This window comes from Xanthomonas sp. NCPPB 3218 (assembly GCF_056725185.1).
The window spans coordinates 754,283-768,085 of the sequence record NZ_CM161516.1 but is presented as its reverse complement, the minus strand read 5'-3'; the positions used below and the strand labels follow the sequence as shown (position 1 = coordinate 768,085).

The window sequence follows — 13,803 nt, the reverse complement described above, 5'->3', positions numbered from 1 at the left end:
TGGAGTGTCACATGCTGCGTCCGCTGTCCCTGTTGATCGCCGGTGTGCTCGGCGTCGCTGCCGGTACCGTTGCTCCCGCCGTCGCTGCCGCCCCGGCCAGCCTGTCCAAGCCCGCGGCCAGCAGTGCCATTCCCGAGATCGGCTACACCCGCTTCACCCTGCCCAACGGCCTGACCGTGGTGGTGCACGAAGACCACAAGGCGCCGGTGGTGGCGGTGAGCATCTGGTACCACATCGGTTCCGGCGACGAACCGGCCGGCAAGACCGGCTTTGCACACCTGTTCGAGCACCTGATGTTCTCCGGCTCGGAGAACAACAAGGGCAGCTTCTTCGCGCCGCTGGAAAAGGTCGGCACCACCGACATGAACGGCACCACCTGGTTCGACCGCACCAACTATTTCGAGACCGTGCCGACCACCGCGCTGGACACCGCGCTGTGGCTGGAATCCGACCGCATGGGCCACCTGCTCGGCGCGATCGGCCAGGAAGAACTCGACACCCAGCGCGGCGTGGTACAGAACGAGAAGCGCCAGGGCGAGAACCGCCCCTACGGCCGCGTGGACCAGAACATCCTGTCCAACCTGTTCCCGGCCAACCACCCGTACCAGCACGACACCATCGGCTCGATGGAAGATCTGGACGCGGCTTCGCTGGCCGACGTCAAACAGTGGTTCAACGACAACTACGGCGCGGCCAATACCACCCTGGTGCTGGCCGGCGACATCACCGTGGCGCAGGCGCGTGCCAAGGCGCTGCAGTATTTCGGCGACATCCCGTCCGGCAAGCCGGTGGCGCGCCAGCAGCCGTGGGTGACCCCGCTGGCCGCGCAGAAGCGTGGCGTGCAGCACGACCACGTCTCGCAGCCGCGCATCTACCGCACCTGGGCCGCACCGCAGCTGGGCAGCGATGCGGCGATCCAGCTGGACCTGGCCACCACCGTGCTCGGCGGCGGCAAGACCTCGCGGCTGTATCAGCGCCTGGTCTACCAGGACAATCTGGTCGATGACGTGTCGGCGGCGATCCAGCCGTTCGCGCTGTCCAGCCAGGTGCAGATCCAGGCCGACGTGAAGGACGGCGTGGACCCGGCCAAGGTCGAGGCGATCATCGACGAGGAGCTCAAGAAGTTCATCGCCCAGGGCCCGACCGCCGACGAGCTGCAGCGCGCGCAGGTGGCCTACCGCGCCGGCTTCGTGCGCGGGCTGGAAAAGGTCGGCGGCTTCGGTGGCAAGGCGGTGATCCTGGCCGAGGGCCAGGTCTACCGCGGCGACCCGGGCGCCTACAAACAGGATCTGCAGCGCGGCCAGGCCGCCACCGTGGACAGCGTCAAGCAGACCGCCGCCACCTGGTTCGGCAAGGGCGACTATCTGCTCACCGTGCTGCCGGCCGGCAAGGATTTCGACCCCGCCGCCGAAGACAAGGCAGTGGTCGCACGTGGCGAAGAACCCGGCAAGCCGGCGCCCAAGCTGCCGGCCGCCGGCAAGTACAAAACCACCGCCTCCACGCTGGACCGCAGCAAGGGCGTGCCGCAGACCAGCCAGTTCCCCGACCTGAGCTTCCCGCAGCTGCAGCGCGGCAAGTTGAAGAACGGCGTCGAGGTGATCCTGGCCGAGCGCCACACCATCCCGGTCACCCAGGTGGAACTGCTGTTCGATGCCGGGTATGCGGCCGACCAGGGCAACAAGCTCGGTACCGCCAGCTTCAGCGCCGCGCTGATGAACGAGAGCACCGCCGCGCTGGATTCGGTGGAAGTGGCGCAGCGTCGCCAGCGCCTGGGCGCCATCACGGCGGTCGGCTGCGATCTGGACAGCTGCAGCGCCTCGCTGGATGCGCTCAACGACCAGTTGCAGCCGTCGCTGCAGCTGTTCTCCGACATCGTGCGCAACCCGGCCTTCAAGGCTGCCGACATCGAGCGCATCCGTGGCCAGTGGCTGGCCGGCATTGCGCAGGAGAAGACCCAGCCCAACAGCCTGGCGCTGCGTGCGCTGCCGCCGTTGCTGTTCGGCCAGAACCACCCCTACGGCATCCCGCTCACCGGCAGCGGCACCGAGGCGGCGATCAAGAGCCTCAACGCCCAGGACCTGCAGGCCTTCCACCGCCAGTGGCTGCGTCCGGACAACCTGCGCATCCTGGTGGCCGGTGACACCACGCTGGCGCAGATCATCCCGCAGCTGGATGCCGCCTTCGGCGACTGGAAGGCACCTGCCACGCCGTTGCCGAAGAAGAACCTGGTCCAGGTCGCCGCGCAGCCCAAGCCGCGCGTGTACCTGATCAACCGCCCGGATGCGCCGCAGTCGGTGATTCTGGCCGGCCTGCTCGCACCGTCCACCAAGGCGCCGGACAATCTGGCGATCGGCGTGGCCAACGGCGCCTTCGGTGGCACCTTCACCTCGCGCCTGAACATGAACCTGCGCGAGAACAAGCGCTGGGCCTACGGTGCCGGTACCCGCATGCTGGATGCGCAGGGCCAGCGGCCGTACATGTTCTCCGCGCCAGTGCAGACCGACAAGACCGCCGAGTCGGCCAACGAGATCCTCAAGGAAGCCACCGCGATCATCGGCGACAAGCCGCTGACCACCGACGAGATCGAGAAGATCAAGAACCAGCGCATCCGCGCCCTGCCCGGCAGCTTCGAAACCACTGGCGCGGTGCTGGGTGCGATCGAAGGCATCGTGCAGTTCGACCGCCCCGACGATTATGTGCAGACGCTCAAGCCGCGGCTGGAAGCGATCGACCAGCCGGCCGCGCAGAAGGCCATCAAGGAAATCATCGCGCCCAATGCGATGACCTGGGTGATCGTGGGCGACCTGAAGAAGATCGAAGCCCCGGTGCGTGCGCTCAAGCTGGGTGAGGTGCAGGTGCTGGACGTGGACGGCAAGCCGGTCAAGCGCTGAGGCTGGTCAGTCGCACACCGACGGCGCGGCTTTCGAGCCGCGCCGTTTCCAGATCCGCGTACGCAACGGTGCGTGCGCGGATGAGTCGCCGGTGCCTGCGTGCAATGCGCAGGCATCACACTCGGGTTTGAAATCTCGCGCCGGCGCTTCAGTCCGCCGGTTGCATGTCCCCTAGCCTGCGCAGCGCGGCGGGGATGCGAATTTGGAGACGCTGTGCAGGCCACGCCGGGAACGCGGCCGATATCCACGCGGCGTTATCGATGGTGCCGGTATCGTGGCCTCTTTCTCGCTCGCGCTTGTCCGACTTACCCAATGAAGCAAATGCCCCCGGCTGACGAAGCCTCCCGTCAACAGGTCCTGGACGGCTATCGCATCGTCGACAGCCTGCCCGAGGACACTTACCAGGACGTCGTGCAGGTGGCGGCCTCGCTGTGCGACACGCCGATCGCACTGATGTCGCTGGTCGATCGCGACCGCCAATGGTTCAAGGCCCAGCTCGGTCTGGGCATGCAGCAGACCGATCGTAGCCAGGCAGTGTGCGATCACGCCATCCGCAGCCCCGAGCAATTGATGGAAGTGCGCGACCTCACCCAGGACAGCCGTTTTGCCGATGTCTCTGTGGTCACCGGCGAGACCGGCGCGCGCTTCTATGCCGGCATGCCGCTGGTCACCTCCGACGGCGTGGCATTGGGCACCGTCTGTGTGCTCGACACCGAGCCGCGCACGCTCACCGACACTCAACGCACCGGGCTGCAGGCACTGGCGCGCGTCACCATGCGCCTGCTGGACGAGCGCAAGCGCGAGCTGCAGCTCGAGCGCGAGGCGATCCTGCAGCCGGTGGCACCGGCGGCCGCCGATGCCGGTTATTACCTGGTGATTCTGGAAGTGCAGGAACTGGCCGCGCTGGCTGAAAAACAGAGCGAGCGGCTCCTGGGTCGCGCCTTGCAACAGCTCGACCAGGCTCTGGCCGCGCAGGCGCAAGTCAACGGCGACAGCGTGGACCGCGTGACCGACAGCGCCGAATTCATCGCCGTACTGCGCGATCCCAATGCCGAACAGAAGCTGCAGCGCCTGCGCGACATCGCCCAGCAGCAGCATGCGCACGGGCTGACGGTGCTGATCGGCCAGGCGCAGGCAACCCGTGGCGACGAGCCGATCGGGCAAGTGTTCCTGCGCGCGGAAGTCGCGCTGAGTGTCGAGAAAGACCGTTACCGCCAGAGTCTGGCGCAGGACGGCCTCAGCGCCTGATGTAACGCGGGGCGACAGTCCGGCTGCCGGCTGATCCGCCGCTTCATAGAAGTGCCCTCACAACTCCCGCTGCGCGCCTCCAACCGCGCTTGCGTCGCGGGCGCTCCAAGGCATGCGCGCGCTTGCCGCGAAAGCCGTACCTTCTCGCCCAGGCGGGAGGGGGTTTTAGTCCCGATATCTGACGAAGCTGCCTTACTTCTTCAATCCCTGTCGGGACGCTTCCCTTCTCCCACCGGGAGAAGGTGGCGCGCAGCGCCGCTCGTCCACTTCCACTTCGCGCGGCGACCAGGTGATTGAGCGGTGTGGGTGAGTCGGGTGCAGAGCTGCGGATCTGCGGTTTGGCTGCAGGGCCCTTGCCCGCCCACCATCGCAGGACACGCCGCAAGTACGTCCGTGTAGGCTCTTACGCGGCATCCATGCCGCGTAAGGTCCCGCGACGGTGGGCAGGCAAGGACCAGCCAAGATGGTCGGTGTGCATGGTTTTAAACGAGGCAACCAATCAACTGTCTGGTGCGGGACCCTTGGCGGCATGGATGCAGCCAAGGAGCCTCCATGGACGGACTCACGGCGTGTCCGCGAGCGGTGAGGGCACTGCGCAATCGACTCACTCGCCGTCACGCGTCAACGCTGCGAGTGTGACCGATACGTTGCCGCCATCGAGACAGCCTTACAAAGGGGTTGCCCGCAACTGCTGGTCAGCTGCACCCAACCGCATTCACTGCACCACTCACCCGATCGCACACTGCTTCAATTGGCGGTCCGCGTACCACAGCGCGCGGCGGGCCAGATCGTAGGCGCTGTCGGCCTGGCGCGGCAGCAGTTGCGCGGCCATCACCGGGTCGGCGCCGTTGTTCAAGGCGTGCTCGGCACGCTCCAGATCGCCCAGGTGCGTGCGCACCGGCGACAACAGGGATTTGCGTTTGGACGCATCGCAACGCGCGCTGCGCTGCTCCAGCGCGGCCAGCGCCTCGCGGATGCGGCGGCTCGCTTCGCCCTTGAGATCGGGCGGTGTCTCGTGCGCGATCGGCGCGGCCTTGTAGGCATCGCCGGTCGCCTCGCTGCCCATCTCGGCCTGATTGCCCGCCAGCGCGGGGTTGAAGCGCACATCCGGCGGTGGTCGCGCCTTGGCCACCTGCGTCTGCGGCCCGTTGAGCATGTCGTTGAACTTCTTCATGCCGCGATTCATTTCCTGCATCGCCACATCGCCCAGCGTGCCGTCGCTCTTCCAGTCCTTGGCAAAGCGCGTGTCCTGGTACTGCACCGGATTGACCCGTTCCATCACGTTGCGCGCCTTGGCCTGCGCGCGTTCGTCGGCCATGCCCGGTGGCACCGCGGCGCCGGCTTGCGCCATCGGGTCGACCTGCGCATCGCGCGGCATGCGCAAGCGGCCTTCGCGGGTGTAGAGCTGGGCCGCCATCGATTCGCCAGCGGGCGCGTTGGCGGCGGCCACCTGCCGCTGCGGCGGTGGGGTACGTGTCGGCGGTGGCGCACTGCGCGCGGATGAGGCCGCGGCAGGAGCCGCGCGCGGTGTGGAGTCGCGTTGCTGCGGCGGTGTCGCCGGCGCCGGCAGCGTCAACTGCGGACGCGGCACGAAATACACCTGCAAACTGTCGTCGTGTCGCGCGGTGTCGCGTGGCGGCGGCATATACAGCAACAGACAGGCAAGAAAGAACAGGATGGCGCCCGTGCATGCGACAGCGGCGACATGCGGGACAAGCGTTTCCTTCCTGCGGGTAATCACAATGCGGGAGACCGATGAGATGAGAGATGCGCACGCCGCACCGTGAACCCGGTGCAGGACGCGCAAATCTAGCGGGCGTGGCGTTTGCGCGCGTTTGAAATTCGTTGTTTGGGCCGCAGGCGCCAGCCGCCATTCACATTAGCGAGCGTGGCGGCCGACGCCCGCTGCTTGCCGACAGGCATTGCCCGGCCCCGGCGGCATGGATCCTGCATGCTGTGGCGGCGGTCGTTCGCCCTACATCCGGTCGATGCCGACTGGCCAGGGTGCGGGCCGCACATGCTCAGTCATCCTCCGGACGGTACAGCCGCTGGCAGACCTCGCAGAAAAACGCCCGCCGCCCGGCCTTGCCCAGGTGCTTTCGATACTGCAGCGGCGCGCCGTCGCGCGGGCAGCTGGTTTTGGTATGCACCTGATAATGCTTCTTCAGCACGAAGGCCTTTTTCCAGGTGTAGAAGTCGAAGCTATAGTCGCGCGCCTGGGTGACCAGCTCGCCGAGCTTGCGTGCCGGCAATGCGCCCACCGTGCTTTCCGGATGCACGCGGATGCGATGCAGCACTTCGTTCTTGATGATGTTGCCGACGCCGGCAAAGATGGTCTGGTCCAGCAATGCATCGGCGGCCAACATGCCGGGTGCGGCGCGTAACTTGCGCCGTGCCTGCGCGCCATCCCAGAGCGGGTTCATGACATCCGCCGTCCAGTCGTAGACCTCGTCCAGCGGGCGCTCGATGAACTGCACCGAACAGGCGTAGAAGTTCAATCGCTGGCCCTTGGAAAACTCCAGGCGCAGACGCGGCACCGCATTCGGCTTGTCCTCGTCGATGCGATAACTGCCGAACAACAGAAAGTGGATGCGCACGCTGAACTGCGCGCACTCGATCAGGAAGTGCTTGCCCCAGCTGCGTAACGCCAGCACCTTTTGCTGCTCCAGCCGCGCGATGTCCTGCTTGCTGTTGCCGGACACGCGCAGGATCTTGCGGCCGACAAATGCTTCGGTCTGCTCGCGCAGGATGACAAGGGAAGGACCTTCTGGCATGCGCCCAGTATCGAAGTCGTCGGTGACTCGGCCGTGAGCACAGTGCACACGCAACGCTGACACGCGCGCATGCATAGAGTGCTGCCCACCCGTCTTGCGTACACCTCATGCAGGCTCGTTCATCCATCGCCCTGCCGCGCGTGCGCTGTGGCTGCGCAGGCTGGTCGATTCCGGCCGCCGACCGCGCCGCATTCGGCGATGGTGCCAGCGTCTTGCAGCGCTATGCCACGCGTTTTGATGCGGTGGAAATCAACTCCTCGTTCCATCGTCCGCACCGTGCCAGTACCTATGCACGCTGGGCCGACAGCGTGCCGGAGGATTTCCGCTTTTCGGTCAAGCTGCCGCGCAGCATCAGCCACGATGCACGCCTGCAGGGTACCGGTGCATTGCTCGATGCATTCCTCGCTCAGGCCGGTGCGCTGGGCACGCGGCTGGGCTGCCTGCTGCTGCAACTGCCGCCCAGCGCTGTGTTCGATGCGCCGGTGGCGGCCAGGTTTTTCGCCATGCTGCGGCGGCGCTGGGACGGCGGCGTGGTGTGCGAACCGCGCCATGCCAGCTGGTTTCTCCCGCAGGCACAGACGCTGCTGGCACGCCACCGCATCGCACGCTGCGCCGCCGATCCGGCGCCGGTGCCGGACGCCGCCACACCGGGTGCGACAGCCGGCCCGCAGTACTGGCGCTGGCATGGCGCACCGCGCATCTACTACAGCAGCTACGACGACAGTGCGCTGCAGACGTTGGCCGACGCGGTGCGCAACGCAGCGCAGGACGCGACGCATCCGCAGGCAGAATGCTGGGTGATCTTCGACAACACCGCCGCCGGGCTGGCGGTGCCCAACGCGCTGCAGCTGCAGCGTTTGTTGCAGACCGGTCGGGTGCGCCAAGGCTGACGCGCGAGGACGGCACGCCACTTGGCCTTATCCGGCGTGCCGCCGGGCGCGTCCACGCGGCGCTGCAATTGGTCAGGCGAGCAAGGCCGCACTGCCGCAGGCCATTCCCACGTACGCCAGCTGCCGTGCACAGGCATTGCCGCGCGCCGCGCGCTGTGGCGCGCATCTTGCAGCGATGTCGGCAATCCGACGCGGTCCGCACGCGGCTCAAGCTGCCTCGATCCGGGCCGATAGGCCTGAATCGGCAACCCAACCCGCGCAACCACCTGCAGCACCGCGCCGGATCACCTTGCTGAATCCAGTCGTCTCCGTGCGAAGCCTGTCGGCCTGCCGACACCGTCGTCCGGCCCCGCCCGCCACTTCGGTCGTTTACCATGCCGCACGTCACTGCCCGTTCTGGAGATGCCATGAGTTCTGCCGCGCCCCCGTGCTGCACGTCGCTGCTTGGCCTGTCGCTGAGCATGTTCGTGGCGCCCTGCACGCTGACCGCCGCGCCCATGGACACTCCGGTCGTCAACGCACCGGCGGCCACACCGCCCACGCCCGACCTGGCCTACCCGGAGCTGTTCCAGGCGGTGCAGAGCGGCGAGCTGTTCGACGACCAGAAGCACTTCGTCGACTTCCTGCCGCTGCGCGACCCGGCGCTGATCAACGCCGACTATCTGGCGCAGCACGATCACCCCGGCTTTGACCTGCGCAAATTCGTGGACGCCAATTTCGAAGAGTCGCCGCCGGTGCAGACCGACGCGATCCGCCAGGACACCGCGCTGCGCGAACACATCGACGAGCTGTGGCCCAAGCTGGTGCGCAGCCAGACCCACGTGCCGCCATACAGCAGCCTGCTGGCGCTGCCGCATCCGTACGTGGTGCCGGGCGGGCGCTTCCGCGAGGTGTATTACTGGGATTCCTACTTCACCATGCTGGGCCTGGTGAAGAGCGGCGAGACCACGCTCAGCCGCCAGATGCTGGACAACTTTGCCTACCTGATCGACACCTACGGGCATATCCCCAACGGTAATCGCAGCTACTACCTCAGCCGCTCGCAGCCGCCGTTCTTCTCCTACATGGTGGAACTGCAGGCTGGCGTGGAAGGCGAAGCGGTCTACCAGCGCTACCTTCCGCAGCTGCAGAAGGAATACGCCTACTGGATGCAGGGCAGCGAAGACCTGCAGCCCGGCCAGGCCGCGCGCCATGTGGTGCGTCTGGCCGACGGCAGCCTGCTCAACCGCTACTGGGACGAGCGCGACACCCCGCGCCCGGAAGCCTGGCTGCACGACACCCGCACCGCCGCCGAGGCCGGCGACCGCCCGGCCGCCGAGGTCTACCGCGACCTGCGCGCCGGTGCCGAGAGCGGCTGGGACTACACTAGCCGCTGGCTGGCCGATGGGCAGAACCTGCGCACCATCCGCACCACCGCCATCGTGCCGATCGACCTGAACAGCCTGCTGTATCACCTGGAGCGCACCCTGGCCCAGGCCTGTGCGCAGCCGGGTGCCGAATGCACGCAGGACTATGCGGCGCTGGCACTGCAGCGCAAGCAGGCCATCGATGCGCACCTGTGGAATGCGGCCGGTTACTACGCCGACTACGACTGGCAGACCCGCAAGCTCAGCGATCAGGTCACGGCCGCGGCGCTGTATCCGCTGTTCACCGGCCTGGCAACCGACGCGCACGCCAAACGCACCGCCAGCACGGTGCGTGCGCGCCTGCTACGCCCCGGTGGCCTGGCCACCACCGCAGTGAAGACCGGCCAGCAGTGGGACGAGCCCAATGGCTGGGCACCGCTGCAATGGGTGGCGGTGGACGGCCTGCGCCGTTACGGCGAAGACGCGCTGGCGCGCACCATCGGCGAGCGCTTCCTCACCCAGGTGCAGGCGCTGTTCGCGCGCGAGCACAAGCTGGTCGAAAAATACGGCCTGGAAGCCGACGCGGCCGGCGGTGGCGGTGGCGAATACGCGCTGCAGGACGGCTTCGGCTGGACCAACGGCGTCACCTTGATGCTGTTGAACCTGTATCCGGACACCGCGACCAAGCCGGCGCCGGTCAAACGCGTGCGCAAGCCCGAAGCGGCCACGCGCTGAGTGTGCGCCAGCGCTGCCAGGCACTGCCCGGCAGCGCTGGCGGCCTTGCGGTTCTGGCAGTCGGCAACACCGGCGGATCGCTGCACCACACATCACCTGATCGCTGCGCCAGTGCAGCGCGCAGCAGCGTGTTCGATTGGTTGCTGCTACTGCACCACCGGCCATGCACTGCCGTCATAATCCAGCCGGTTGATGCCCAGGCGCGCGTCGCCACGGTCGTCGTAGTAGTGGTAGACCAGGATGTCGCCGTCGCCATCGCGGAACACCGATTGCCCGCCCGGCCCATGCATGCTGCCCAACCCGGACTGGATCACCGTGCCGCCGCCGTTGCGCATGTCCACACCGGCGCGATCCAGGTACGGCCCGGTCACCGAGCGCGCACGCCCCACCGCAATCTTGTAGGTGCTGCTGGCGCCCTTGCAGCACGCATCGAACGACACGAACAGGTAGTACCAGCCATTGGCCTGCTGGATGAAAGGCGCCTCCACCGCGCCCGGGGACGGCCGGCTCGCCAGGCTGTAGCGCGTCGTGTTGCCGGACAGCTGCTTGCCGGTGCCGGGATCGAGCTGGATCAGCTTGATCCCCGACCAGAACGAGCCAAACGCCAACCACCACTTGCCATTGCCGTCCACCACCAGATTGCCGTCGATGGCGTTGTAGTCGTCGCTGCTCTTGGAGGTGTAGACGATGCCTTGATCCTTCCACGAGCCAGGCTTGCCGGTGCTGCTGCTGGCAAGCGCAATCGCCGAGGTATTGGTGGCGAACTTGGAGGCGGTGTAATACATCAGATACTTGCCGCCATGGAAGGACACATCTGGCGCCCATAGCTGATTGTCCGGGTTGTAGCTGCGCACCCAGCTCGGCATGCTGCTGAAGATCGCGCCCGCATTGCTGAACTTGGTGCGGTCGGTACTGGTGACCACACCCGTGGTGGCATAGATGTAGTAACGCCCATCGCTCAGCTTGAGCATCGAAGGGTCGTGCACGATGGTGTCGCCGCTCACCACACCCGGCCCCACTGCCGCTTGCGCGGCTGCGCTATGCAAGCCAGTGGCAGCAGCGGCCAGGGCCAACAGCGACGCAATCGCGCCACCACGCAGCGACATTCCAGACCTGCCACCTTCCACTCGACTGCCACCCACAACGCGCATCGCCCCACTCCTTGAATAACGTGTCGACGTTTTCTGTAGGAGCAATCTAGCCCGGCAGCAATGCCACGAATCCGACGCCGATCTCAGAAGCGTTGTGCAAACCGAGCGGTTGTTTTATTTGCGACGTGCCTTCGTGCCGAACTGTGTAATGCAGCTGGGATTGCATACGTCGTAGCGTGGCGCGCACAGAGTCACTGCACCAGTGGCGTATCGGCGTCATCTCTTCATCGCCGTGCAGTGCGTCGATGCCAACCCGCATCCATGACGCTGCAAAAAGCTGCAGTACCACTTCGCCACCACGCATAGATCCTGATGGAGGGTCGCCTGGTTGTAGCAGTCATCGCGCGCGACGCGCTGACTGAGCACCATGTGCGCCGCAACATCGGCGCGCCATCTGTGCAGACGCACAGCGACGCGCACACCAGTATGCTTCGAAGATACAGGCCTGCCGCGTATCATGCGCACTCTTTCACCCTCCAGGACGGACCCATGGCCGTACGCACGCTCAACGAATTTCTCGCCCATTCCAAGGAAAAGGACGTCAGCCCCGATCCGTTCGAACTGGAAAATCCGCACCTGCTGGAAGTGCGCCTCGACGGCATGGTGTGGTCCAAGGCCGGCGCCATGGTCGCGCGCACCGGCAACGTCAAGTTCACCCGCGAGGGGCTGCTGGAGCAGGGGCTGGGCAACCTGCTAAAGAAGGCGGTCAGCGGCGAAGGCATGCAGCTGATGAAGGCCGAAGGCCAGGGCCGGGTGTATCTGGCCGACCTCGGCAAGCTGGTGACCTTGTTGCGTTTGAATGGCGAAGCGATCTTCGTCAACGGCAACGACGTGCTGGCCTTCGAGTCCGGCGTCGAGCACAAGATCACGATGATGCGCAAGGTGGCCGGCATGCTGTCCGGCGGCCTGTTCAACGTGCGCCTGAGCGGCCACGGCATCGTGGCGATCACTTCACACTACGAGCCGCTGACCCTGCCGGTCACCGCCGCCAGCGGCCCGGTGTTCACCGACCCCAATGCCACCGTGGCCTGGTCGGGCACGCTGTCCCCGGAGTTGGTCACTGACGTGTCGATCGGCACGCTGTTCGGCCGTGGCTCGGGCGAAAGCCTGCAGATGCGTTTTGCCGGCGAAGGCTGGGTGGTGGTGCAGCCGTACGAGGAAGCCAGCTTCCAGGCCAAGGGCTGATCCAGGCCGCCCGGCAGCAATCAACAATGCGCATCGCCTGGTTGCACGCTACGCAGCGGGGCAGTTTTCCAGTCACGGCGCAGTGCGCAGTGACAGCTGCGCATCCCAGCCACCCTGTAGGAGCGCCCCCGGGCGCGAGGGCCTTCCCGGTAACGCCGCGTCGTCCCGGTAACGCCGCATCGCGCCCAGGTGCGCTCCTACGGGTTTCCTGCAGTCTGCCGCGCGCTGCGCAGCTACTGTGCTGCCCTAGCCTGGCATTGCGTGGTCATGCCACCGTAGGCAACGGATGATTGCGCTGACGGCACCCTGTAGGAGCGCCCCTGGGCGCGAGGGCCTTCCCGGTAACGCCGCGTCGTCCCGGTAACGCCGCATCGCGCCCAGGTGCGCTCCTACGGGGTTTCCTGCAGTCTGCCGCGCGCTGCACAGCTACCGGGCTGCCCTAGCCTGGCATTGCGTAGTCACGCCACCGTAGGCAACAGATGATTGCGTTGACGGCACTCTGTAGGAGCGCCCCTGGGCGCGAGGGCCTTCCCGGTAACGCCATATCGCGCCCAGGTGCGCTCCTACGGGTTCCGGCTCTGATGCATTACACCCATCCGCGCTTGCGGAACCATGCCAGCGGCACCAGCATGCTCAGCACGATCACGCCCAACGCCCAGTAATACGCGTCGTGCCACTTGAGCTCAGGCATGTAGGCAAAGTTCATGCCCCAGATGCCGACCAGCACCGTGGGCGGAATGCCGACCACCGACGCCACCGCCATCACCTTCATCACGTTGTTCTGGTCCATGTTGATCATGCCCAGCACGCTGTCGAGCAGGAACTCGATGCGATCGTCCATGTGCTGCTGGAACTCGCTCAAGGTGGTCAGGTCCTTGTGCAGCAAGCCGATGCGTTTGGCCGCATCGGCACCAAACCAGTCCGGCGCGGCGTCATCCAGATAGGTGACCAGGCGCAGCAGGCCTTGCCCCGCATTGTGCAGCCCGCCCAGACGCCGGCCCATGCCTCCGACCTGATGCAGCATGCGCTCCAGGTCCTTGGTTTTGTGCGGGTTGTCGAACACCTGCCGGGTGGTGTCGGTGACCTCGGCTTCCAGCGATTCCAGCCGGTCTGCCAGGCGCCCCACCAACTGGTCGAAGATGCGCAACAGCAGGTCGTCGGCGCTATGGCAGGGCTCATGCGCAAGACGCGCGGCCACCGCATCCAGCGAGCCCATGTGCTGCTCGCGCAGGGTCACCAGCATGGTCGGCGACAACGCAAAGCCCAGCGGCGCAGTCGGACCATCGTCGTCCTGAAAGCGCGGCACGTTGAGAAACAGCACCTCGCCCTGGCGCCGCACCCGGCTGGAGAATTCGATCTCGCCGATGGCCGCGCGATCCGGCAGCGCAAAGCCCACCTTGTCTGCGGCCTGCGCCAGTTCCTGCGCGCTGGCCTGGCACAGGTCGACCCAGCAACCTTGCGTGTGCTGCGTTCCGGCAATCGGGTGCGTCGTGATCATGCGATGGGCCGTGGCGATGGATGGCGGCGAGCATCCCGTTCCACCCGATCCGCGTCAACGTCGCGCGCAAAACGCGCTTAGCTGC

Annotated in this window: 9 protein-coding genes; 5 read left to right on the top strand and 4 right to left on the bottom strand. The window is 66.4% G+C overall.

What is annotated here, in order from left to right; all coding sequences use genetic code 11:
• Positions 1 to 11: 11 nt before the first annotated feature.
• Together AC1PLS_RS03355 and AC1PLS_RS03350 are read left to right on the top strand one after the other, a co-directional pair.
• Entirely contained in the window at positions 12 to 2,891 is a 2,880-nt protein-coding gene (locus AC1PLS_RS03355; RefSeq protein WP_126965509.1) for a M16 family metallopeptidase, read from the top strand.
• Between the two features lie 312 nt (positions 2,892 to 3,203).
• A complete protein-coding gene (locus AC1PLS_RS03350; protein ID WP_166771673.1) occupies positions 3,204 to 4,139 on the top strand; it encodes a GAF domain-containing protein in 936 nt (311 codons plus the stop codon).
• A gap of 727 nt (positions 4,140 to 4,866) precedes the next feature.
• Here the strand turns inward: AC1PLS_RS03350 and AC1PLS_RS03345 are convergent.
• The gene (locus AC1PLS_RS03345) at positions 4,867 to 5,880 is read right to left on the bottom strand and encodes a hypothetical protein (RefSeq protein WP_184432205.1); all 1,014 of its coding nucleotides are present in this window, start codon (positions 5,878 to 5,880) and stop codon (positions 4,867 to 4,869) included.
• A 280-nt stretch (positions 5,881 to 6,160) separates the two neighbouring features.
• Positions 6,161 to 6,913 carry a DNA-formamidopyrimidine glycosylase family protein gene (locus AC1PLS_RS03340; protein WP_126967301.1) on the bottom strand — a complete coding sequence of 251 codons (753 nt, stop codon included), beginning with the start codon at positions 6,911 to 6,913 and terminating at the stop codon, positions 6,161 to 6,163.
• Between the two features lie 107 nt (positions 6,914 to 7,020).
• On the opposite strand from AC1PLS_RS03340, the gene AC1PLS_RS03335 reads away from it, so the two are divergent.
• Positions 7,021 to 7,803, top strand: a complete 783-nt coding sequence (locus AC1PLS_RS03335) for a DUF72 domain-containing protein (protein WP_184432207.1) — start codon at positions 7,021 to 7,023, stop codon at positions 7,801 to 7,803.
• Between the two features lie 407 nt (positions 7,804 to 8,210).
• Positions 8,211 to 9,884, top strand: coding sequence for an alpha,alpha-trehalase TreA (gene treA / locus AC1PLS_RS03330; RefSeq protein ID WP_166771670.1), 1,674 nt, complete (start codon positions 8,211 to 8,213; stop codon positions 9,882 to 9,884).
• A gap of 146 nt (positions 9,885 to 10,030) precedes the next feature.
• Here the strand turns inward: treA and AC1PLS_RS03325 are convergent, their stop codons facing one another.
• Positions 10,031 to 10,990 (bottom strand): arabinan endo-1,5-alpha-L-arabinosidase, encoded by a 960-nt coding sequence (locus tag AC1PLS_RS03325; protein ID WP_184432209.1) that lies wholly within the window; start codon positions 10,988 to 10,990, stop codon positions 10,031 to 10,033.
• 534 nt (positions 10,991 to 11,524) lie between these two features.
• Here AC1PLS_RS03325 and AC1PLS_RS03320 point away from each other — a divergent pair.
• Complete coding sequence (locus AC1PLS_RS03320; protein ID WP_039523320.1) at positions 11,525 to 12,220, top strand: AIM24 family protein; 696 nt, start codon at positions 11,525 to 11,527, stop codon at positions 12,218 to 12,220.
• A 586-nt stretch (positions 12,221 to 12,806) separates the two neighbouring features.
• On the opposite strand, the gene AC1PLS_RS03315 is transcribed toward AC1PLS_RS03320, so the two are convergent.
• Complete coding sequence (locus tag AC1PLS_RS03315; protein ID WP_046345619.1) at positions 12,807 to 13,718, bottom strand: CorA family divalent cation transporter; 912 nt, start codon at positions 13,716 to 13,718, stop codon at positions 12,807 to 12,809.
• Positions 13,719 to 13,803: the final 85 nt, after the last annotated feature.